This window comes from Trueperaceae bacterium (assembly GCA_036381595.1).
In the GTDB taxonomy this organism is placed as follows: Bacteria; Deinococcota; Deinococci; order Deinococcales; family Trueperaceae; genus DASVCN01.
The window spans coordinates 1-22576 of the sequence record DASVCN010000034.1 but is presented as its reverse complement, the minus strand read 5'-3'; the positions used below and the strand labels follow the sequence as shown (position 1 = coordinate 22576).

Here is a 22576-nt window from a genome sequence, read left to right as displayed (position 1 = left end):
GCTCCGCTCACCGGGGCCCGCCAGGCAGCGCGGGCGCGAGCGGAACATCAACAGCGAACCGAAAAGGAGGACGATTCATGGCACAGGCAGCCGTGGGCAAGCGCTACCCGAACCTCATAGGCGGGCGCGAAGTGAGCAGCGACAGGACCTTCGAATCGCGCAACTCGAGTGACCAGGCGGACCTCGTCGGGGTCTTCCCCGAGGCGACGAAGGATCAGGTGCGCGACGCGTGCAAGGCCGCACGGGAGGGGTTCCAGAGCTGGTCACGAACCCCGGCGCCGATCCGCGGACAGGTTATCGGCCTGATCGGCCAGGCGATCACCCGCGAGAAGGAGGCGCTCTCCCGGCTCGTCTCGCGCGAGATGGGGAAGACCCTCAAGGAGGCGCGCGGCGACGTTCAGGAGGCGATAGACACCTGCGACTTCTTCCAGAGCGAGGGGCGCAGGCTCTACGGGCAGACGGTTCCGTCCGAGATGCCTCGCAAGGAGCTGATGACCTACCGTCGCCCACTGGGCGTGGTCGGCATCGTGACCGCCGGCAACTTCCCGGTCGCGGTGCCCTCCTGGAAGATCATCCCGGCGCTGGTCACCGGCAACGCTGTCGTCTGGAAGCCCTCGGAGGACGCGCCGGCCTGCGCATACGCCCTGGTGCGCCTTATGCAGGCTGCGGGGCTGCCCGCCGGAGTCATGAACGTCGTCTTCGGCGGCGGCAAGGACGCCGCCGGCCAGTACCTCATCGAGATGATGGACGAGGGCATGATCGACAAGATCGCGTTCACAGGTTCGACTGCCGTTGGCAGGCAGGTGGGCGAGATCGCCGGTCGCAACCTCCAGCATCCGACCCTGGAGCTGGGCGGCAAGAACCCGCTCGTTGTATTGCGGGACGCCGACCTCGAGAACGCTGTGCAGGGCTCCATCTTCTCTGCGTTCGGGACAGGGGGGCAGCGGTGCACCTCTGCCGGCAACCTCATCATCGACGCGCCGGTATACGACGAGTTCAGGGAGCGCTTCCTGGTCGAGGTCCGCAAGATCAGGATCGGCGACCCGCTCAAGCACGAGGACGTGCTCTACGGACCGTTCATCAACGAGCGCTTCTTCCGCCGCTGGCTCGAGCATTACGAGTGGGGCCAGGAGGACGGCGCCACGAAGCTGTACGGCGAGGGGCGCATCACCCAGGACTCCAGGCCCGAAGGCTTCGTGGGCGACCCTGACGCCTCGTTCTACGGTTGGCCCACCGTCTGGGAGAACGTCAGGCCCGGCATGCGGCAGTTCCAGCAGGAGATCTTCGGCCCCACCATCAACCTCGTCAAGGTGGACGGTATCGAAGAGGCCATCGAGACGGCCAACGCCGTCGACTACGGGCTCTCCAGCGCCATCTACACCAACGACCGCGAGTGGGCGCACGCCTTCAAGGAGCGCATCGAGGCGGGCATGACCTCGATCAACAACACCACCAACGGGGCAGAGGCGCACATGCCGTTCGGCGGCATCAAGGGCTCGGGCAACGGCGCCCGCGAGAGCGGGATCTGGGTCATCGACCACTACACCTACTGGCACGGCGTGAACGACGACGTTTCCGGCCGGCTGCAACTCGCGCAGATGGACACGGCCTATTTCGAACCCGGCGAAGAGGTGCGGGTCGAGGAGCTGTTCGAGACCTCGATGATGCCGTAGATCCTGCTGATTCCGGTGGTGGCAACCGCCCGCAGCGGCGCTCCTGATCAGCCGGGCGAGCCTCGCGCCTCCCGCCACTCGAGGCTACGGCCCAGAAGCTCCTCGAGCCGTTGGTCGTGCGGTTCGAAGTAGTTCCGGAGCTTCGTCATAGCCGCTCCGGTAGCGGGATCGGACACCTGGACCGCCTGACCCTCGTTGTAACGCGGGTACTCGCTCGCGCGGTGCGGCGGCAGTTCGAGGTGACGCCAGACTCGCTCCATCGTCGCTTCCGGGGAGGTGCGGAACTCGTGGCTGGTGAGGATCAGGAACCGGCGACGGTCGAAGTGAGAGAACCAGCGCTCGAGGTGCTCCGCGTAACGACCCTTCCGGCGATAGGTGAACTGCGCCCACTGCTCCGGGTAGTAGGTCGGCTCTTTCTCCATCCGCTCGAGCAGCGGTTCGATCCTCTCATCCTCTGCCGACAGTGCTTCAGTGAAGGACAAGGTCTCGGCCCCGAGTCGCAGCGAGTGGCGGTAGTGTGACCAGGCGCGCTCCACCGGATCGCGCAGCAGCACGATGAACCGGGCGTCCGGTAGGTGGTGGGCTGTCCTGGCGGGAACGTGCGGGTGGTCGAGGTAGCCAGGGCTGGCGTCGATCGTTTCCGTGACTCCGGGGATCGGAATCGGGAACTGGGAGTGGTACCACTTCATTCCCCTCCCGTAATGCTTGTGGAAGAACCTCACCTCCTTGCGGCGAGGCCGTCCGACGGCGGGGTGCTGAACGATGTACTCGAAGAGCGAGGTGGTGCCGGCCTTCTGAGCCCCGATGAGCAGCGTCCGGGGGAGCATCCTCAGCGAGGATGTCAGCAGACGGAACGAGCTTTCCAGGCGGTAGCGGCGTGCCCGCAGCGCTCTCTCCAGCCTGCTCATCCATCTCCCCGGGGACAGCGCGGGAGTAGTCGAGGGGTACGCATACCCCGCAATTATCGGGGAGGGGCGGCCGTCCGGGCCCTCTCACGTCACGGCGGGCCGCACGCCTCGACACGCTGCCGTCATACCGGCCGGTCCGGCTCGTCCGTCTCGAGTCGCTTGGGGCCCGCCGTCGTTGCCCTCGAATCACGCCGGCCCGAGTGAACGTTCGGCGATGGCGCGCCGGTAGAACTCCTCGACCTGGTCCATCACCGCCTCCTGACCGTACGCCTCGGCCGCTCGGCGCCGCGCCCTCGCGCCCAGGTCGCGCCGCAGTTCGGGGTCGTTCAGCAGGCGGAGGATCTTCTCCGTCAGCTCGTCCACATCAGGCGGGGTGAAGAGGAGGCCTGCCCCCCCGTCGAGCATCTCCGCCATCCCGCCGCTGTTGCTGCCTACTATCGCCTTGCCGAAGCCCATGGCTTCCAGGCAGGTGTAGCCGAACGATTCGAAGCGTGAGGGGAAGACGCAGAGCGTCGCTCGAGGGTAGAGGTCGCGCAGTTCGTCGTGGAGGAGGTGGCCGGTGAAGGCGATGGCGTGGTGCGCTCGGGACGGCAGTAACGAGAGCAGGTAGCGCGATACCGACGGGAAGCCGCCGTAGGGGATGTTGTCGGCCCCGGCGAAGACGAAGCGCGCGTCGGGCCTGACTTCGAGAACGCGGGGGATAGCGCGGGCCAGCAGATCGACGCCCTTGAGGGTATTGAGGCGACCCACGAAGAGCACCATCCCGGGCTCCTCCTGGACACCCGGATCACGAGCCTGGGCCGCGTAGCTCGGCGGATTCGGATAGGTGGCGACGGGCAGGTCGAGTCCCATCTCGGCCATGATCACCGCCGTGGCCGATGCGCTGGGCGAAGTCAGGTGGGTGGCCTTGCGCAGCAGCCGGCGCTCGAGGAGCCGTATGCCCAGGCGCGCCGTCTCGGGGATGTTCGGCGCGAGCCTCTCGGTCACCGCCAGCGGGGTGTGGAGGCGAACCACGAACGGTACCTTCGGGAACCTCGTCGGGTCGTAGCCGAGCGTCTCGGCCATGTGATCGGCCGCCTCGACCAGGTCCACCCCCTCTTGGCGGACCAGCCTCGTGAGGGTAGTGACCACCTTGCGGCGGTAGGCAAGTTCGGCGGGCAGGCTACGGGCCAGCAGCCGAACGATCGGGCCCGGGCTCAGGTTCTCCGGCAGCTCCGGCCGGCCGGGCAGGAGCCTGTGGACGAAGACGCCCTCCTCTTCGGTCAACTCTTCGCGGTCGGTACCCCGGGTGACCACATGCACCCGGTGGCCGCGTTCGTGCAGAAGCCGCGCCAGAGCCTTCGCATACGAGCCGATGCCTGCGCTGAAGCGGTCGGGCGGGTACTCGATGCTGGCGAGGGCGATGGTGAGCGGCCGTTCTGCTTCCCGAGGAGCTGGACTCACTCGGCCACCCGCTGGCGCCTCTGCGTGCGCTCCGACCAGTTCCACTCCGCACGCGCGTGCGGTCGCTCCGCACTTTCGTACCTCCACTCCGCACCCGCGTGCCTCCACACCGCACCCGCGTGCCTCGACACCGCACCCGCGTGCGGTCGCTCCACACCCGCGTGCGGTTGCTCCTCAGCCCAGTGCCAGCCCCCCGTCACTCGGGCACCGCCTCGCCCGTCTGCGTCCGCCTGGCGATCTCCTTGGTAAGGACCGCGCCGCCCAGGAGGCCACCCAGCAGGATGGCGGCGTAGTAGGAGAGCGCCCGGTAGCCCACCACCGTCGCGGTGAGCAGCGCGGAAGGGAGTTGCCGGGCGAAGGCGAACGACATGGCCAGTTCGAGGTAGCCGCTGGCGCCCGGGGTGGGAACGAAGTAGCTGGTGACCGATACCAGGAGCAGGATCGCCAGGCTCACCGGAAGAGCTACCTGGGCCCCCAGGGAGGTGGCGATGACATAGAAGATGGCGTAGAGCAGCAGGTGCAGCAGGGCGGTGAGGAGCTGCAGCAGCAGGTGCAGGCCCAGGTGCGAGTCGGTGACCTGGGCTGTGGCCGTGCCCACATCGGCCAGCGACCTCATGACCCTCTTGCGCCAGCGGCGCAGGCCGGGCAGGGAGAAGAGTTTGCCGCTCAGCCGGGTGGCCCGGCCCAGTTCGAACGCCAGCAGGTACCAGAGGACCAGCGAGGCGACGCTCACCAGCAGCGACAGCCAGAACAGCCGGAAGCTCAGCAGTCCGTCCGTCCGGTATAGCACCAGGCTCGCCACTGGGATGGACCAGGCGAAGAAGAGCAGGTCGGCGATCGAACTGTAGATCGTCACCGACCAGGCGGCCGAGGAGCGAACGCCGTCGCGGATGAGCGAGAGCCCGATAGCCGGCGCGTTGCCGCCTCCGCTGGGCGTGACCGCAGCCGCGAAGAGTCCGAGGACGAAGGCCCTGGTGGCGCGCCAGAGGTTCACGCGCTCGCCCACCATCGAGACGAGGATGCGCAGGCGCGCTCCGCCGGCGAAGAGGCTCGTGACCAGGAGCAGCAGAGCGACGCTCAGGTCCGGCAGCGACAGCCGCGACAGCGCGCGGAGGTCGCCCGGCTCGCCAAGCCAGAGGGCGACGACCAGGACGCCGGCGACGCTCAGCAGCAGGGAGAGGAGTAGCGCGCGCCAGAGGGTGGGGGTCATCTCCGTTGGGGAGTGTACTACTGAGCGTCGAGGCGCACCCTTCGAAGCCCGAGCGGCCGGTATTCCTATTGACACCACGGTGTAATAACACTATGGTCTAATTACCTTATGGTGTCAAAGCGCTCGGCAGAACGACCTGGCTTCGTGAACAGAGAAGCCGAGCTCGTTGAATTGAGGCGACTCGTTAGCAGAGGGAGACCGGCACTGGCCCTCCTGTACGGGAGACGCAGGGTAGGCAAGACGTTTCTCCTCGATCACGCTTGGCAGGACGGTCGCTTCTTCTACTTTCTTGCGGGAGACACGACAGGTGAGCTCAACAAGAGAGACCTTCTCCAAGAGATTGCCGCCTTCCTTCCGGAACAGGACGAGGCGGATCCAGCGCTCTATCCGACGTGGCGCCACATCTTTCGTCTCTTCGCCGACCTCGCAAGTGACGGCCCGTTCGTCGTCGTGCTCGATGAGTTCCAGCACCTTCTAGGGAAGGACGAGGACATCGCCTCTCAGCTGATGGCCGTTTGGGACCGAGAACTGAAGGGAAGGCCCCTGATCCTCGTTGCGTGTGGTTCGGAGGTAAGCACGATGCAGAACCTGCAGAGTGGCGCAGGTCCGCTCTATGGCAGGTGGGACTGGGCTGCCCGTCTTCGCCCCTTCGACTACCTCAACTCTGCCTTGATGACACCCGGGCGATCGCTGCGTGAGAAGGCGTTGATCTACGGAATCTTCGGGGGCACGCCGAGGTACCTCGCTTCCATTCAGCCGGGTGAGTCGCTCTCACAGCGGGTGACGGACTCGATCCTTTCCCCCCGCGGTGAAATCCATATCCAGTTGGAGCGGATAATCGAACAGGAGAAGGGTATCCGCGATCCCGCGGAGTACCGCGCCGTGCTTACGGCAGTTGCCAACGGGGCATCCTTGTTGAACGAGATCGCTAACTCAGCCGGGTTGCAGGATAGACCGCACGTCGTGAGGCGGGCTCTGGAGGTACTGGAAGACCTGGAGCTGATCTGGCGAGAACGGAACTTCGAGTCCGGGACCCGCACTCCATACCGGTACCGGATCTTGGACAATGCTGTCAGCTTCTGGTACAGATTCGTCTACCCCCACCGTAGTCGCCTTGAAACGGGAGACGTGCATGAGGTCTGGAAGAGGTACGTCGAGGGATACTTGGACGACTACATGGGCAAGATCTTCGAGGGCATCTGCCGAGAAGCCTTCGGTAGCGAACACGTCAGGCGGGGAGTGCCGGGGGCAAGGGAAGTAGCCCGCTGGGAGGGGAAGGACAAGAACCGCCGGGACATCGAGATCGACTTCGTCGCGAGGTTGGATGATGAACGAGTTCTAACCGGTGAGGTGAAGTGGTCGTCGAAGCCGGTGGGACAGCATCTGCATTGGCAGCTCAGGCGAGACCTCGAAGACCTCGCGCGGTCCGGATCGGGCTGGGCGGCCGATGCGCTCGATGTCGAGAAGTCCGCGGGGCACATCTTCTTCTCGGCGGCTGGTTTCGAGAGTGGATTCGAAGCGTTGGCCGAGCAGGACCCCTCGATCCGCCTCGTGGATCTGGAGGACATCTACGCTAGAGAGTAGGAGCGCAAGAAGACGGCTCCCGCCTCGCCCTACTCCAACACCAGATCCGTCAACCGCTCGTTCCGTCCCGGCTCGACTATTCCAGAACCAGCTCCGCCAACCGCTCGTCCTCGAGCAGTTTCTTGAGCTCCTGCACCCGGTCCTTGCGCACCAGCAGCACCGTGTTGCCGCGCTTGACGATGACCAGGTCCTCGACCCCTAGCGTGACGATGACGTCGTCGGACGACTCGGTGTAGACGATGTTGCCGTACGCCTCGTGGCCCACGTGCTGACCCACGACGGTGTTGGAGCCGTCCTCGCCGCGTTCGAGCAGACGCTCCAGCGCCACCCAGTCGCCGATGTCGTCCCAGTCGAACTCGCCGCGAACGACGTAGGCGCGCCGAGTATGCTCCATGACCGCGTAGTCGATACTGATCTTGGGCAGCTCGGGGAAGTCCCGCGCCACCGTGTTCCGCTCGAAGGCGGCGCGCAGAGGGGCCATCAGCTCCGGCGCATGGGCGTCCAGCTCCTCAAGGATGACGTCGACCGGCCAGACGAACATACCCGCGTTCCACAGGTAGTTGCCCGACTCCAGGTAGTGGGTAGCCCGCTCCAGGTTCGGCTTCTCGACGAAGCGCGACACCTCGAAACCGGCACCGACCGCCGCCCCCTGCTCGATATAGCCGTAACCGGTGGAGGGTTGAGTCGGGGTGATGCCCACGGTCACGAGCCCCGCCCTACCGGCAGCGAGCTCGATCGCAGAAGCCAGCGACCGCTGGAAACCGTTCGCATCCACGATCCGATGATCGGCGGAGAAGAAGCCGGCGATGACGTCACCGAAGCGCCTCTGCACCTCGAGCGAGGCCAGGGCGACGGCGGGACCGGAATCTCTGCCCACGGGTTCCACGATCAGGTTGCCGGCGGGAAGCTCGGGTAGTTGCTCGCAAACCAACGGCACGTACCGCTCGCCGGTCGCGACCAGGATCCTCGACGGGTCGCCAGCCAGCGGCAACACCCGGTCGAAGGTCGCCTGGATCAGGGTGCGCCCGTCCTGGCCTAGATCGAGAAACTGCTTGGGACGCGCCTCGGTGGACAAAGGCCAGAAGCGCTGCCCACGGCCCCCAGCCATGATGACGGCAACGAAATCGTTCAACTCATCTCCTCTTACCCGAATGGTACCGCGCGTGGAGGCGAAGCGGCCCGCCACTCGCCACTCCCTCATGGGAGGGTCATGTAGTACATCAGGTCGAAGGCGCCGATGTTCGACTCGGCCCGGAGCAGCAGCCCGGCCACCTGGCCGAACGAGGGGCCCGGCCCTTCGAAGCCGATGGCGGCGACGTGGGCTCCGGCCAGGGCCTCGGCCTCGAAGGAGAGGAACTCCATCTCCTGTCCCACGGGGACGAGCTCCGAGTAGTCGGCCCGATCGGTCGCGAGCAGTCTCGCCCGGGCGCTGTCGCTGCCCAGATAGAAGTTGGTGGCGGTGCGAGCGTTGGTGCTCAGGTAGGAGCGCGGCTGCCAGGCGCAGGTGCCCAGCGAGGCGAGGATGGAGTCGACCTCTCCGTCGGGCCCGAAGTCGAGACCGCGGGGATCGAAGAGCAGGAAGCGCGGCTTGGGCGTCCAGTTCCAGGTGACACCGGCGAAGGCCAACTCGTCGCGTTCGCCCGGCACGGTGGCAAGCAGGGCGAGGGGGCGTAGGCTCTCCACGACCGCTTCGAGCGCCCGCTGAGTCTCCTCGAGCAGTGTCTGCGGATCGGTCGCGCCCGAGAGCCTACGCGGAGACACTCGGTACGGCTCCTGCAACTTCGCCAGCAGAGAAGCCCAGTTCGCGGACGTGAGCCCGCCGTCCTCGTCCCACTGCCGCGGGAGGAAGCCGCGCCGGTCGAGCCAGTGCGCGTTGGCGTCTTCCCATTGGCGTGAAGCGCCCCGGACCGCCGGCATGGCGGGTTCGATCGCTTCCACCGCCGTGCGCACCAACGCCGTCGCCACGCGAGCGGGAGCCGCGTCGGGAACGATCGCCGCCCGCAACTCGGAGGCGCAGATCTCGCTCGCCCACACCGTGCCCGCAAGGAGGCAGAGGAGAACCGCCAACGCCATGCGGCCCAGGCGGGAGCGCGCGCTGCGGAGGATGGAGGCAGGACCAGCCGGACCGGGCGACACAGTGTCGTCCAGCGGAGCGGGTCGGGGGCGACCTGACTTCACTCCGAAGAGGTTAGCAAGTGGGTGGAGGGGAGGAGGTTCGATACCTCATTCCTCGTTGCCGCCTCTGTTTATACGAACGTGAGAGGCGCTACGTTTGGTCCTCCTAATGAAAAGGGCAGCGGTTTCGCCTCCGGTTCTCCGTGCTGCGTCTTCCGTCGGCCCCGGGCTCCACTCTTGACTTCCCAACACAAACATCGCATGATTGCTCAAATCATCCGATGACCCTGAGAACATATTCAGAAGGAAGGGCAGGATGCCTACTCGCGTTTCAGACCGGGCACTTACGTACGAAGCGATAGTCGAGGAGATCAAGGGGCAGATTCTCGAAGGTGAGCTGAAACCCGGGGACCGCCTGCCCACGATCGCCGAACGGGCTCGGGAACTGAACGTTGGACAGGGATCGGTACGAGAGGCTTACCGCGTTCTCGAGAGCCGAGGCGTCCTCGAAGTCGTCCAGGGCAGCGGCACCTTCGTGTCGACCAACTTGGGTCCGGACAACGAGATGCTCCTGTCGCTCAGCTTTACGCCCGCGCCCACTCGTGCGCACCTCCTCGAAGCACGGCGTCTACTCGAACCGCAGGTCGCCGCGCTGGCCGCTCAGCGGGCTACCAACGCCGAGCGCCAAGCGATCGTCAGGGCGTCAAAAGAGGAGGACGCGGCCCTCAGGGACCCGGGGGAGTGGGCTCGCCACAACATCGCTTTCCACTCACTTATCTGCAACGCCTCGCACAATCCGGTCGTATCCGAGATGGTCCTCACGCTGTACGAATTCTTCGGCAAGACAGAGCCGCATCCAGCCGAAGACCCGATAGTGCGTGAGAAGGGGAAGCACTTCCACCGCCTCATCGCGTTCTCGATATACGAGGGGGATGCCGAAGCGGCGCGGGACCTAATGAGGCAGCACATCGGAAGTGTCGAAACCATCGTACGTCGATCCAAGTCGAGCCAGGAACTCAACGGCGTCGGCGAAGAGGAGGATTAGTGTACCCAGCCTTCAAATCGAAGAGATACGACGTGGTTGTCATCGGGGCCGGTAGCGCTGGAGTGAGCGCCGCCATTGCCGCCGCACGCAACGGCGCCCGCACCCTGCTTCTGGACAGCGGACCCACGGTGGGTGGCGAGCTGTTGAGCGGATTGCCGATCGACGGCGCGCTGAACGCTCGAGGTGAGTGGATAGTCGGCGGCGTTATGCGGGAACTGCTTGACGCGTGCGCCGAATTGGGCGGCTACATCGGCGAGGTATTCGACTGGCGGCTCAACTACGGGGTCTGTTTCGATCCGGAAATCATGAAGATCGTCCTCATGGAGAAGCTCGCCCAGAGCAGGGTCACGGTCCTCCTCTACACCCTCGCCCAGGAGCCGATCGTGGAGCACGGTCGAGTGCTGGGCGTATTGGCCACCAACAAGAACGGGCGCACCTTCATCCAGGCAGATGTCTTCATCGATTGTTCCGGTGACGGCGACGTTTCGATCGCCGCGGGAGCCCCGTACGAAGCGGGTGGTCGTGACGGAGAGATGCAACCGGCCAGCCTGATCTTCCGAATGGGTGGAGTGAGCTACGAGAAGTACCTGCGCTATATGCGTGACAATCCTGATCAGTTCATCCTCGCCGAGAACCCGATCATCGAGAAGACACCTGCGGAGTGCGCAGCGGCCGTTTATGACAAGGGACTTCCTTTCTGCGTCCTCGATGCCAACGGCGACCTGATGGACCGGGCGATCTCTTCCGGCCGGCTCTTCGACACCACCGCCGTCTATATGTGGCCGACCTCTTTACAGAGGCGCGAGGTTGGCCTGAATACGACCCGGCTCGCCAAACTCGACGCCACCGACATCGAACGGCTGAGTGATTCCCTCTCCACCCTCACCGACCAGGTGGCGCGGGCCACCAGCTTCCTCCGCGACTGCGTTCCCGGTTTCGAGGATGCCCACCTCTCAGGGATCGCGCCGCGGGTTGGCATCCGCGAGACGAGGCGAGTGATGGGCGACTACGTGCTTACCACCGAGGACGTGCTCGAAGGTCGGAAGTCCGCCGAAGGGGTGGCCAAGGGATCGCACCACGTAGACCTCCATGGGGCCGGCCGGGAGCAGGAACGTATCCCCGTCAAGGACGGCCGCTCCTACGACATCCCGTTCGGTAGCCTCGTCCCGCGAAACCTGTCGAACCTCCTGGTCGCTGGCCGTTGCTTCTCCTCGACCCGTGAAGCCAACGGTTCCGCGAGAGTCATGGGACCCTGCATGGCGATGGGTCAGGCCGCCGGCACGGCAGGAGCCCTGGCTTCCCGGCAAGGTCTTCCCGACGTCCGCAAAGTAGCGGTCGATTCATTGCGTGAGCGGATCGCTTCGCAAGGGGGGGTGGTAGACGGGACCCACTGAACGATCCGCTTACACGACCCCAACCTCGACTCGCGAAGGAGTGAGCATGACAAGGATCAACGGTTCAATACGAAATCTGGTTCTGGTGTTTATCGCTACGACGAGTATCTCGCTGTTGATGGTGGCCTCGGCCCAGGAGAGCATCACCCTTCTGATCCACCCCACCCTCTATGAAGCGACCGGGGGTGAGGGGGGACTGGTAAGCGAATTCACCGATGCCACCGGCATAGAGGTCGAGGTGGTGACCGCCCCGACCGATCAGCTTCGCGAGCGAGCGGTGATCGAGTACGTGAGCGGTACGGGCAGGTTCGACGTCGCCACGCTGCAAGACTCGTGGATGAACCTTGAGGTGGCTGCCTTCCTCGAGCCGCTGAGCGACCGCTTCCAAGCGACAGATAACGAGTACGCGTCCGACGACATCATCCAGTCGTTACTCGCTGTCAATACCGTCGACGGCAACCTCGTCGCCATCCCGTTTCGCGGTGGCACCACCATGCTCTACTACCGGAAGGATCTCCTCGAAGAGGCCGGAGTGGAGCCGCCTACCACCATCGAGGAGTTGGGTGCGGCGGCCAAGGAGCTGACGCGGGAGGGCGTTTACGGTCTAGTGATGCGCGGCGTACCAGGGTTCGAGATCACTCAGGACTTCGCACGGCTCCTATTCGCGCACGGCGGCGAGATACTGGACGAGTCCGGAACCGAATGTCTGCTCGACGAGCCCGAGGGAATTGCAACGATCGCATTCTGGGCTGACCTCTTCCAGGGCGGCTACATGCCACCCGACACGTTCGCCTTGGGCCGTGACGATCAGATCAGGATGCTGCAGACCGGAGACGCGGCGATGGGAATCTACTTCTCGCCCTACTACGGCCGCATCGTGGCCGAGACCGGACCAGAGGTCATCGGATGGAGCGTCACCCCCACCGCCGACGGCGTTGAGCCGGGACGCAGCCTAAATACTCTCTGGAGCCTCGCGATAGACAGGAACAGTGATAACAAGGATGCCGCCTGGCAACTCGTCCAGTGGCTCACCAACCCCGAGAACCAGCTGACGATGGCGGTCGAGTACGCTAATGCCCCGGTTCGAGCGTCGGTTTACAACGACCAGGGCTTCAGCAGCGGGAATCCGGCTGCGGCCGGATGGCTGACGGCGACTGCTGCCTCCGAGTTCACCCCTTCTCATCCGAGATTCGCCGAGATGGCCGACATCATCACTATCGAACTCACGACCGCGCTCGAGGGTCGTTCCACACCCGAGGAAGCAGCCGGAGCGATGTGTCGGCAGATAGACAGCTTGCTCTGACATGGCTGCTAGCCGCCTGAAGAGCATCGATTCTCACCGTGCGTCGGGCGGGAGGAGATCCCGCCGGACGCACCGGTTTGTGCCGTATCTACTGCTGGCGCCGTCGTTCCTGCTCCTGGGCGTCGTACTCATATATCCGCTGGTCTACAACGTCTATCTCTCCTTCTTCGCCTGGCGCTACATAAACCCCAGCGCGACCCGCTTCATCGGCTTCGATAACTACGCCACACTGCTGGGAGACGGCACGTTTTGGGCGGTATCGAGCTTCACGGCACTGTTCGTGGTCGCCACGATCGCCCTCGAGTTCGTGCTGGGGCTCACCGGCGCCCTGTTGCTCGGTTCGCTCGACAGGAGCCGGAAGTGGTTCGCCACGATAATCCTGCTGCCCTACCTGATCGCGCCCATAGCCGTTGGCCTCGATTGGCGGCTGTTGTGGAACCACGACTTCGGGCTCATCAACTGGTTCGTTGGTCTGATAGGAATCCAGCCGGTCACGTGGCTGGGCGACTCGCAGATGAGCCGACTCGCCGTAGTCGTCACGGAAGTGTGGCGGTCTACTCCGTTCGTGACTATCATCCTGCTCGCCGGCCTGACGGCGATCCCCAAGGAGGTGCTGGAGGCAGCGCGATCCGACGGAGTCAATGCCTGGCAGGAACTCTGGCACATCATCCTGCCGCTGCTGCGGCCCTCGCTCACCATCGCTCTGCTGTTCCAAACGATCCTCAAACTGCGGGTATTCGATCTGATCTACATCATGACCGGCGGCGGCCCAGGCAATTCGACCACGCCGTACGGCATCCATATCTACCGCACCTACTTCAGATACTTCGACGGCGGCCAGGCGGCGACGATCGCGGTGGTCCTGATGGTTCTGGGGGCGGCGATAAGCTTCGTCTACATCCGACTCGTTTACCGGGAGGTCCAGCACTGATGGCCCCGATGATCTTCGGCCGCAATGCGCTGCTGCGCTGGGGCCTGACTGCGATATTTACCGTCTGGTCGCTGGTCCCGATCGTGTGGTTGATACTCAACTCGTTCAAGTCCAGACTCGACATCTTCGCTTTCCCGCCCAAACTCTTCTTCTCACCGAATCTAGACTCATACCGCCACTTCCTCTCCCTGGGCGAAGGCACCATCCTGCCCAACCTCTGGAACAGCGTCGTCATCGCATCCCTCTCCACGGTGCTGACTATCGTTGCCGGATGCCTTGCCGCATACGCGTTCTCGCGCCTGACCTTCAACGGTCGGTTGCCACTGCTCATGTCGGTACTTGCGACCAGACTGCTTCCGCCTATCACCGCCGTCATCCCGCTCTTCCTCCTCATGCGCGACCTGCGGCTACTCGACACTCACCTGGGCTTGGTCATCGTCTACGCGGCCATCAACGTGCCGTTCGCCATCTGGATCCTCAAGTCGTTCTTCGACACCATCCCTCGTGAGCTGGAGGAGTCGGCCCGGGTAGACGGCTGCACGACTCTGCGGGCGCTGCGGCACATAACCTTGCCACTGGCTCTGCCCGGTGTGGCCGCGACGGCCACCTTCATATTCGTCCTCGCCTGGAACGAGTTCACCTTCGCGTTCATCTTCACGAGCATCAACGCCAAAACCATGCCGGTGGTCATCGCCGAGACCCTAGGCGAGCTGCAGATCTACTGGCAGGACATGAGTGCCCTGGCGACGCTCATCGCCTTGCCTGGGCTGCTCTTCGCCGGTTTCATGCAGAGGTTCCTGGTAACGGGCTTGACGGCCGGGTCGGTGAAGTAAAGGGGTCAGTCGCCTACCGCAAGCCGACTAACACTGCCGATCGGCTCACCTTCCGAACCGCCTCTCCCGCGCCTGGAAGCTCCGCATCGCCCGCAGGAAGTCGATCTTTCGGAACTCGGGCCAGAAGGCGTCGCAGAAGTAGAACTCGCTGTAGGCGGTCTGCCAGAGCAGGAAGCCGGACATCCGCACTTCGCCGCTCGTGCGGATGACGAAGTCGGGGTCGGGCATGCCGGCAGTGTAGAGGTGGCGGCCGATCTCCTCGGCGTCCACAGCCCGTACCAGCTCCTCGAGGTCTCCGCTCTTGTCCAGTTTCGAGCGCAGCAGGTTGCGTACCGCGGTGACGATCTCCTCGCGGCCCCCGTAGCCCAGAGCGACGTTGAGGTGGATGTCGTCGTACGCCTCGGTGCGTTTCTCCACCTCGCGCAGCGCCTCGCGGGCCTCCTCCGGGAAGTCCTCGATGTCGCCGATGATCCGCACCCGCACCTTGTTCCGGTGCACCCTCGGGTCGTCTATCAGCTCCTTGGCCTGAGCCGCGAAGAGGCTGTGCAGGTGGTGCACCTCATCCGGGGCGCGGCCGCGGTTGTCGGTCGAGAAGCCCCAGAGCGTGACGTGCTTTATCCCCAGCTCGAGGCACCAGTCGAGCACCTCGCGGGCCTTGCTGGCCCCGTAATCGTGGCCGGCCTTGAGGTCGAGCCCCACCGTCCTGGCGAAGCGCCTGTTGCCGTCCATGATGATGCCGATGTGCCTGGGCAACGAGCCGTCGGCCTTGACCGCGCGAAGGAGCCGGCGTTCGTAGAGCCAGTAGAGCGGGGTGGTGAGGCGCCTCAGGGCGGAGTAGACCCGCCTGGGCCTCGATTTACTCGTTGCCAACGTGGTTTGGCCGCTGCTCACGGCGGTAAGTTTACCGCAGCGTCTGTTTCTCGGAGATGTTCGCCCCCCTATGTCTTCTTCCCCAGGGGGCTGCTTCGCTCCGATACGAGGAGTTCAGGCCTGACTCGTGGCCAGCAGGATCATCACCTCGTGCCGAAGTGAAGCGAGCCGACCCTGGTCGTCGTCGCGTTCTCCCAGGTAGTTTCGGGCGCGCGGGGACAGGCCGCGGAGGAACTCCTCGACCTCGTCGGCGTGCAAGGCTGGGTCCTTGCCTTCGGGGGGCGTGCGCCGGGCCCACTCGCGGAACGACTTCTCCCGCCAGAAGCGTTCGAGGTGTACGGTCTCCAACCCCGCGCGGGTGACTCCGGCCACCCACCACGAGACGGCGTACGCCTCCACGTGGGCCTCGTCGCGCTTGCGTTCGAGCCCGTTCATCGCCCGCGCCAGCTCCGGATCCTGGGGCGCGATGTTGTCGATGAGCACGAGCAGGCCACCGGGGCGCAAGGTGCGCTCAGCCTCGCCGAGGAACGCCTGCGGGTCGGGGAAGTGATGGGCGGCGATGCGGCAGGTGACGAGGTCGAACGTCGAGTCGTCGAACGGCAGCCTGCCGGCATCTGCCTCGCGGAAGACGACTTCGACTCCGGGCGTCTGTTCGCGGAGGAAGTTGCTCGCTTGCGCCAGCATGCCGGGCGTGAGGTCGCTGGCGGTGACTCGCGCACCTGCCTGGGCGAGCGCCAGGGCGACGTGCCCCCCGCCGGTGGCGACGTCGAGCGCTTCCTTGCCCGCGAGGCTGCCCAACCGATCGGCGGCGAGCGTGAGCAGCCGGGCCAGGTCGCTCCCACTCCTGTGCGCGTCGCTGTTCACGTAGGCGAGAGCGGCGGCGGAGAAGGTGCGCCTGGCAGCCTCTCGGACCTCTTCGTCTGATCGCTTCTCGTTCGGGCCGGGCGTGTGCTCATGACTAGCGAACTCCTCCTGCCCCGATCCTCACTCATCCCAGCGTGAGGCGCCAGCGGCGGAATCACCTTGGGCGGCGGAGACAGGGTCGTGGCGAACTGCGAAGGCCGGAGGCAGGGGTCAGTCCCCCTGGAACCTGCGGCCGACCGACGACTGCGCTGCTCGCGCAGCGAGAGGCATAAACATGAGGCAGACCGCATACCGACTAACAGCCTCAACGATGCCAAGTTAGGCCCGCTTCCCCCGACCGCGGTCTCCGAAGCGCAGGTTAGCTGCCACCGGTAGCGCCCATACCTGCTGCTACCCTGACCCCACCAGCTTTGTCGTCCCGAACGCGAGTAGCCAGCCTCCGCCGCCACCCCCAGGCTTATAATCTTGCAAACTCCCGTTGCTCTAGTCCTGGGGTTTTTTGGAGGTTCGGACAGTGGTTTTTTCGAAGTCACTGAAGTGGACACGGTCCCTGGCATTGCTGGTCGCTGCCCTTGTGGTGGTGATGGCATCCTCCTCCCTCGGTTTCGCCCAGTCGCGCGACCGGCTCATCATCGCCCTGCCCATCGACATCACCATCCCCGACCTGCACAAGGGGAGCGGCCTGCCGGCGTTCGGCGCTGTCGCCCAGATCGCCGATCCTCTGGTGATCGAGCGAGACGGCGAGCTGGTGCCGTGGATCGCCGAGTCGTGGGAGTCTGCCGACGGCGGCCGCTCACTCATCTTCAAGATCCGCGACGGCGTGATGGCCCACGACGGTACCGAGATCACCGCCGAGGACGTCGCCTGGAGCATCAACCGGTTCCGCGAGATCTCGATCGGCCGCTCCTCTTTGCAGGTGGTGACCGAGGTGAAGGAACTGGACGGCAACCGCGTTCAGGTGAGCACCGAGGAGCCGTTCGCTCCGCTCCTCAACACCTTCACCTACACGCTCATCGGCGTCTACTCGAAGGACGCCTACGATGCCGCGGGCAGCGACGAGGCGTTCTCCTTGCACCCCGTGGGCCCCGGTCCGTACAAGTTCGTCGAGTGGGTTCCCGGCCAGCGGCTCGTACTCGAGGCGTTCGACGAGTACTGGGCCGGCGCGCCGGCGATCGAGACCGTCGAGTTCCGCGTAATCCTCGACGAGGCGAGCCGCATCGCCGCGCTCGAGGCGGGTGAGATCGACGCCATCCACGCCTTCTCACCGCTCGAAGCGCAGAGGCTGAGCGAGAACCCCGACATCGTCGTCATAAACCCACCGTCGGCAGGCTTCATCCGCCTCAACATGAACACCCAGAAGCCACCGTTCGATGACGTGCGCGTGCGCCAGGCGATCGCCTACGGCCTCGACCGTGAGGCGTTGGCCGAAGGCATCTTCCTGGGCACCGCGCCGGTCGCGCACTCGCTCGTTCCAGCCGGGACCTTCGGCTACACCGGCGAGTACGACGTCTACGAACACAACCCCGAGAAGGCGCGCCAGCTCCTCGAGGAGGCGGGCGTCCCCAATCTGAGCTTCACCCTCTCGTACGGCAGCGGTCGTTACCTCCTCGACAGCGAGGTCGTCACGATCGTGCAGGCGCAGCTCGCCGAGATCGGCGTCAACGTCGAGATACAGGCGATGGAGTGGGCACAGTTCTCGCAGTTCATCAGGCAACCACCAGCCGAAGCCCAGTCACAGATGTCGCTCACCTGGTGGCGTTCGGTCAACGGCGACCCCGACAGTGCCATCGGCGTGTTCACCGAGGCAGAGATGCCTCCGGGCGGCAACAACCCCACCTACTACGTGAGCGAGGAGTTCGAGAGGCTCTACGCCGCTCAGCAGGTCGAACCCGATCCCGAGGCGCGGCGCCAGCTGCTCGAGGACCTGCAGCGGGTCCTGATGGAGGAGCTCCCGGCGATCCCGCTCTACAACCAGCCGCAGCTGTGGGCCGTTCGGGCCGACGTCATAGGCCTCGAGGACGTCATCACTCCGCTCAGTACCCTGGAGCCGCTCTACACCGTAAGCATCGAGTAGCGCCGATGGATCAGGCAGGCGCCCCGGAGGGGATCTCCCTTCCCGGGCGCCTGCCTCTCCGCTGTTCAGCTTAGGAGAAGCGAACGACCTTGCCGAATCGGATCGAGAGAAGAAGGCCGCGCTGATGTGGCGTTATCTCCTGCAGAAACTCGTGCTCACCGTGCCCACCGTCCTGGCGGTGGTCACCTTCGTCTTCCTGGCGATACGGCTGGTGCCGGGCGACCCTGCGGTGATCATGGCCGGCGATTTCGCCGACGCCGAGACGCTCGAGCAGCTGCGGCACGAGTGGGGGCTCGACAAGCCCCTGCCGGTGCAGTTCGGCGTGTTCATGACCAACCTCGCCCAGGGCGATTTGGGCGACTCGATCCGGTCGCGTCAGCCGGTAACGGTGGAACTGGGCCGGCGGCTCATGGTCACGCTCAAGCTGGCCCTCGCCAGCATCGTCGTGACGATGATCCTGGGTCTCACGGCCGGCATCGCCAGCGCCGTAAAGCCGTACACGACCCTCGACTACTTCAGCACGGTATTTTCCCTGGTGGGCGTGAGCATGCCGATCTTCTGGTCGGGCCTGCTGCTCATCATCTTCTTCGCCCTCAAACTCGACTGGTTGCCCACCGGCGGCATCGGCTCCTGGCAGCACTACGTGTTGCCGGCGGTGAGCCTGGGCCTCTTCTCTGCCGGCGTCGTCGCCAGGCAAACACGCAGCGCCATGCTCGAGAGCCTGGGCCAGGACTACGTGCGAACCGCGCGCTCCAAGGGCCTGAGGCCGCGTTCGGTGATCATGAAGCACGCCTTCAAGATGGCCCTCATCCCGATCGTCACCATCACCGGGCTGCAGTTCGGACGCATGTTGGCGGGCGCCATCCTCACCGAGACGGTCTTCAACCTCCCCGGCCTGGGCAGCTATCTCGTGACCGCCATCGCTCAGCGCGATTACCCGGTCATCCAGGGAATCGTGATGCTCTTCGCCCTCACCTTCACCCTGGTGAACCTGCTGACCGACCTCATCTATCCGCTCATCAACCCGCAGTTGAGCCACCGGTGAGGGGAGGCTGCCGGTGAGCGTCATCCCTCTGAGGCGTCCTACGGAGCAGCGCGGCTCGCGCCCCTCCATGCGTGCCTTCAAGCGCTTCCGCCGCCACCGCGCGGCCCAGGCGGGAGGCGTCCTCCTCCTCTTCCTCCTCCTGAGCGGAGTGTTCGCCCCGCTCATCGCCCCTTACGACCCGAACGATACCGACCTGCTGGTCAGGCTCCAACCGCCCACCCTCGAGCACCCGTTCGGTACCGATCACCTGGGCCGCGATCTGCTCTCGCGGGTCATCTACGGGGCACGCATCTCGGTCGTCATCGGCGTGATCTCGGTGGGCATCGCGCTGCTTGGCGGCCTCCCACTGGGGCTCGCGGCCGGTTGGTCGGGCGGGACGGTGGACCGCTTCCTCTCTGCCGCCATCGACTTCCTGCTGTCGTTCCCGCCGCTGCTGCTGGCCATCCTGGTGATCGCCATCTTCGGGCCCGGCCTGGGCAACGCCATGATCGCCATCGGCATCTCGCTCATGCCGATCTTCGCCCGGCTCATCCGGGCCGAGGTGATCCGGGTGCGCGAGGAGGTCTACGTCGAGGCCGCCCGCGCGCTGGGTGCGGGCGATCTGCGGATCATCAGGAGCCACCTTCTGCCCAACTCCCTGCCGCCGATCATCGTGCAGGTGACGCTGAGCATGGCGACCGCGATCCTCTCGGCCTCCTACCTGGGCTTCCTGGGGCTGGGCGCCCAACCGCCCACGCCCGAGTGGGGCGCGATGCTCAACGACGGCCGCCGCTACCTGCGAAGCGCCATGCACGTCTCGATCTTCCCGGGGGCGGTGATCATGCTCGCCATCCTCGCCTTCAACCTCTTCGGCGACGGACTGCGGGACGCACTCGACCCGCGCGCCAACCGCGGCTGAGGCCCAGGCAGAGGAACCTCTGCCGGATCAGACTCCCACGGGCCCTCCTATGGGCCACGGAAAGGACCAACAGATGGTGTCAAGACCCCGCGAAGACGAACTCCTCTCCCAGGTCTCGGGTCGCAGGCTGATGGACGCGACCGCGGCTATCGCCCAGTGGGTGAGGCTGTCGGGCGAGCCGGACGAACTCAAGAGCTTCCGCTGGATCGAGGCCCGGCTGCGCGAGTACGGTTACGAGACCGAGCTGCTCCACCACCGCGCATACATCAGTCTGCCCGAGGCCGCGATGCTGAGCGTCGAAGGGGGCGGGGAGTTCGAAGGGATAAGCCACGCCTTCGCGACTTCGACCCCGGCCACCGGTGTCACCGCCCGGCTGGTGGACGCCAACGATCCGGACGCCGACTTCACAGGAGCGATCGTGCTGATCGACGGCATGGCCAGCGGGGTGAGCGTGACCAACTGGGAGGCGAGGGGCACGGTTGGGCAGGTCCACGTGCACGACGACCACCTGCACGAGACGAGCGTCTCACCCGTGTGGGGCAACCCCACCGAGCGCGGTCTCGAGCTCATGCCCGGCACACCCAGCATGTCGATCCGCCGGTCGACCGCCGGCGTCCTGAGAGAACGACTCGCCCAGGGGCCGGTGACGGTCACGATCCACACCAGGACCCTTACCGAGTGGCGCCCCATCCCGCTCCTCATCGCCGACCTGGCCGCCGCCCCCGATCGCCCCTTCGTCCTGCTCTCGACCCACGTCGACTCCTGGTACTACGGGGCGATGGACAACGGCAGCGCCAACGCCACGGTCATCGAGGTAGCCAGGATCCTGGCGCAACGAGCGAAGGGGCATAGGCGCGGCCTGCGGCTCGCGTTCTGGTCGGGACACTCCCACGGCCGCTTCGCCGGCTCGGCCTGGTACGCCGACGAGAAGTGGCACGAGCTCTACGACCACTGCATCGCGAACGTCTTCGTCGATTCGACCGGGGGGATGGGGGCCACCATCGTCACCGAGGCGCCGGTCATGCCGCAGACCAAGGCGCTCGCATCCCGCGCCGTGAACGCCGTGACCGGCGAGGAGTTCGAGGGGAAACGGATCGGCCGCTTCGCCGACCAGTCGTTCTACGGGATCGGCCTCAACTCGGTCTTCGGCACCCTCTCGGAGCAGGATGCGGCGGACTCGGGGAGCACCATCTCGTTCAAGACCGGTGGCAAGCGTGCCGGCGGCCTGGGCTGGTGGTGGCACACGCCCGCCGACACCGTCGACAAGGTGGACGAGGAGTTCCTCGTGCGGGACACGAAGATCTACCTCGCGGTCGTGAACGAGCTGCTCACGGCCGATCTTCTCCCGTTCGACTACCGGCCGGCCGTGGACGAGATCGTCGAAACCGTGCGGCCACGGGTGCAGGCGGCGCGGGAGCAACTCGACCTGAGCCGGCTGATGTTGGAGCTGGAGAGCCTGCAGAGGGACGTCCACGAGTTCCACGAGGCCGCTACGAAGGCGCCGGCCCAGTCGAACGAACTCATCAACGACACGCTGCTGGGGTTGTCTCGTCACCTGGTGCCGATCGCCTTCCACGAGGAGGTGCGCTACGTGCGCGACCCCGCCGCGCCGCTGGTCCCGGTGCCGTCCATGAAGGACCTCGAGCGACTGGCGAAGCTTCCTGCCGATGACCCCACCGCTCACGCCATCGCGACTCGACTACACCGGACGGCCAACTGGGTCGTGAGCGCGGCAAGGGCGGCCGCGAGGCTGGCCCGAAGCGCCACCGAAGCGTTGAGGGGTGGCTGAGGTGCCCGTTGGAGTTCCCGAGGAAGCAGTACGCGGCTACGCCCGGTGGCTTGCCGAGCGCGAGCAGGAGATGATCGACATGCTGGCGGCGTTGGTCAACTTCGACACGCCCAGCAGCCGCAAGGACCTGCTGGACACCGCGATGTCGTCGGTCGAGGCGACCTGCCGGGCGACGGGGGCTCAGGTCGAGCGCGTCGAACAGCAGGAGGCGGGCGACCATCTGGTGGCCCGCTGGCCCGGCAGGGGCGAGAGCGCTCCCACCGTGCTGGTACTCGCCCACCTCGACACCGTCTGGCCGGCCGACGAGACCTCCCGCCGCCCCTTCGCTCAGGAGGAGGGCAAGCTCACCGGTCCCGGCGTCTTCGACATGAAAGCAGGGCTCGTCCAAGGGCTCTTCGCCATCGGGGCCTTCAAGGAGGGCGCGAGCGGAGGTTCCTGCAACGTCACGTTGATCGTGAGCAGCGACGAGGAGACCGGCAGCAGGAGCTCCCGGAAGCTCATCGAGGCGGAGGCCGCCCGGTCGCAGGTGGTGCTGGTGGTGGAACCGGCATCGGGACCGAAGCTCAAGACCGCCCGCAAGGGGGTGGGGATGTACGA

At 65.5% G+C, this 22576-nt stretch carries 19 protein-coding genes; 12 read left to right on the top strand and 7 right to left on the bottom strand.

Annotated features, from left to right (window positions below):
* Positions 1 to 77 precede the first annotated feature (77 nt).
* Entirely contained in the window at positions 78 to 1673 is a 1596-nt protein-coding gene (locus tag VF168_11950) for an aldehyde dehydrogenase family protein (GenBank protein ID HEX7004887.1), read from the top strand.
* A gap of 47 nt (positions 1674 to 1720) precedes the next feature.
* Here VF168_11950 and VF168_11945 read toward each other — a convergent pair whose 3' ends face one another.
* The 3 genes from VF168_11945 to VF168_11935 all read right to left on the bottom strand — a co-directional run bounded on the left by VF168_11945 (position 1721) and on the right by VF168_11935 (position 5234).
* Positions 1721 to 2581 (bottom strand): sulfotransferase domain-containing protein, encoded by an 861-nt coding sequence (locus VF168_11945; protein HEX7004886.1) that lies wholly within the window; start codon positions 2579 to 2581, stop codon positions 1721 to 1723.
* A gap of 186 nt (positions 2582 to 2767) precedes the next feature.
* Positions 2768 to 4024, bottom strand: coding sequence for a glycosyltransferase family 4 protein (locus tag VF168_11940; GenBank protein ID HEX7004885.1), 1257 nt, complete (start codon positions 4022 to 4024; stop codon positions 2768 to 2770).
* A 196-nt stretch (positions 4025 to 4220) separates the two neighbouring features.
* Positions 4221 to 5234, bottom strand: a complete 1014-nt coding sequence (locus VF168_11935) for a lysylphosphatidylglycerol synthase transmembrane domain-containing protein (GenBank protein ID HEX7004884.1) — start codon at positions 5232 to 5234, stop codon at positions 4221 to 4223.
* 108 nt (positions 5235 to 5342) lie between these two features.
* Between VF168_11935 and VF168_11930 the strand changes: the two genes are divergently transcribed.
* Positions 5343 to 6818, top strand: a complete 1476-nt coding sequence (locus VF168_11930) for an ATP-binding protein (GenBank protein HEX7004883.1) — start codon at positions 5343 to 5345, stop codon at positions 6816 to 6818.
* Between the two features lie 76 nt (positions 6819 to 6894).
* Here VF168_11930 and VF168_11925 read toward each other — a convergent pair whose 3' ends face one another.
* On the bottom strand, positions 6895 to 7950 hold the full coding sequence (locus tag VF168_11925; protein ID HEX7004882.1) for a mannose-1-phosphate guanylyltransferase: 1056 nt from the start codon (positions 7948 to 7950) through the stop codon (positions 6895 to 6897).
* 65 nt (positions 7951 to 8015) lie between these two features.
* The gene (locus tag VF168_11920; GenBank protein HEX7004881.1) at positions 8016 to 8996 is read right to left on the bottom strand and encodes a hypothetical protein; all 981 of its coding nucleotides are present in this window, start codon (positions 8994 to 8996) and stop codon (positions 8016 to 8018) included.
* Between the two features lie 253 nt (positions 8997 to 9249).
* Between VF168_11920 and VF168_11915 the strand changes: the two genes are divergently transcribed.
* From VF168_11915 to VF168_11895, 5 genes are all read left to right on the top strand, one after another.
* A complete protein-coding gene (locus VF168_11915) occupies positions 9250 to 9978 on the top strand; it encodes a FadR/GntR family transcriptional regulator (protein HEX7004880.1) in 729 nt (242 codons plus the stop codon).
* Complete coding sequence (locus tag VF168_11910; GenBank protein HEX7004879.1) at positions 9978 to 11372, top strand: FAD-dependent oxidoreductase; 1395 nt, start codon at positions 9978 to 9980, stop codon at positions 11370 to 11372. Before VF168_11915 ends, VF168_11910 begins: the two co-directional genes overlap by 1 nt.
* 46 nt (positions 11373 to 11418) lie before the next feature.
* Positions 11419 to 12675, top strand: coding sequence for an extracellular solute-binding protein (locus VF168_11905; GenBank protein HEX7004878.1), 1257 nt, complete (start codon positions 11419 to 11421; stop codon positions 12673 to 12675).
* Positions 12676 to 12754: 79 nt separating this feature from the next.
* On the top strand, positions 12755 to 13606 hold the full coding sequence (locus VF168_11900; GenBank protein HEX7004877.1) for a sugar ABC transporter permease: 852 nt from the start codon (positions 12755 to 12757) through the stop codon (positions 13604 to 13606).
* Positions 13606 to 14439 (top strand): carbohydrate ABC transporter permease, encoded by an 834-nt coding sequence (locus VF168_11895; GenBank protein HEX7004876.1) that lies wholly within the window; start codon positions 13606 to 13608, stop codon positions 14437 to 14439. Before VF168_11900 ends, VF168_11895 begins: the two co-directional genes overlap by 1 nt.
* A gap of 45 nt (positions 14440 to 14484) precedes the next feature.
* Here the strand turns inward: VF168_11895 and uppS are convergent, their stop codons facing one another.
* Together uppS and VF168_11885 are read right to left on the bottom strand one after the other, a co-directional pair.
* On the bottom strand, positions 14485 to 15330 hold the full coding sequence (uppS, locus tag VF168_11890; protein ID HEX7004875.1) for a polyprenyl diphosphate synthase: 846 nt from the start codon (positions 15328 to 15330) through the stop codon (positions 14485 to 14487).
* Between the two features lie 93 nt (positions 15331 to 15423).
* Complete coding sequence (locus VF168_11885; protein ID HEX7004874.1) at positions 15424 to 16173, bottom strand: class I SAM-dependent methyltransferase; 750 nt, start codon at positions 16171 to 16173, stop codon at positions 15424 to 15426.
* A 514-nt stretch (positions 16174 to 16687) separates the two neighbouring features.
* On the opposite strand from VF168_11885, the gene VF168_11880 reads away from it, so the two are divergent.
* The 5 genes from VF168_11880 to VF168_11860 form a co-directional block, all read left to right on the top strand.
* Positions 16688 to 18247, top strand: coding sequence for an ABC transporter substrate-binding protein (locus VF168_11880; protein ID HEX7004873.1), 1560 nt, complete (start codon positions 16688 to 16690; stop codon positions 18245 to 18247).
* A gap of 124 nt (positions 18248 to 18371) precedes the next feature.
* Positions 18372 to 19292, top strand: coding sequence for an ABC transporter permease (locus tag VF168_11875; protein HEX7004872.1), 921 nt, complete (start codon positions 18372 to 18374; stop codon positions 19290 to 19292).
* Positions 19293 to 19305: 13 nt separating this feature from the next.
* The gene (locus tag VF168_11870) at positions 19306 to 20190 is read left to right on the top strand and encodes an ABC transporter permease (protein HEX7004871.1); all 885 of its coding nucleotides are present in this window, start codon (positions 19306 to 19308) and stop codon (positions 20188 to 20190) included.
* A gap of 73 nt (positions 20191 to 20263) precedes the next feature.
* Positions 20264 to 21979, top strand: a complete 1716-nt coding sequence (locus VF168_11865) for a M28 family peptidase (GenBank protein ID HEX7004870.1) — start codon at positions 20264 to 20266, stop codon at positions 21977 to 21979.
* The coding region (locus VF168_11860) for a M20/M25/M40 family metallo-hydrolase (GenBank protein HEX7004869.1) at positions 21972 to 22576 on the top strand (605 nt) is incomplete at its 3' end. The genes VF168_11865 and VF168_11860, both read left to right, overlap by 8 nt.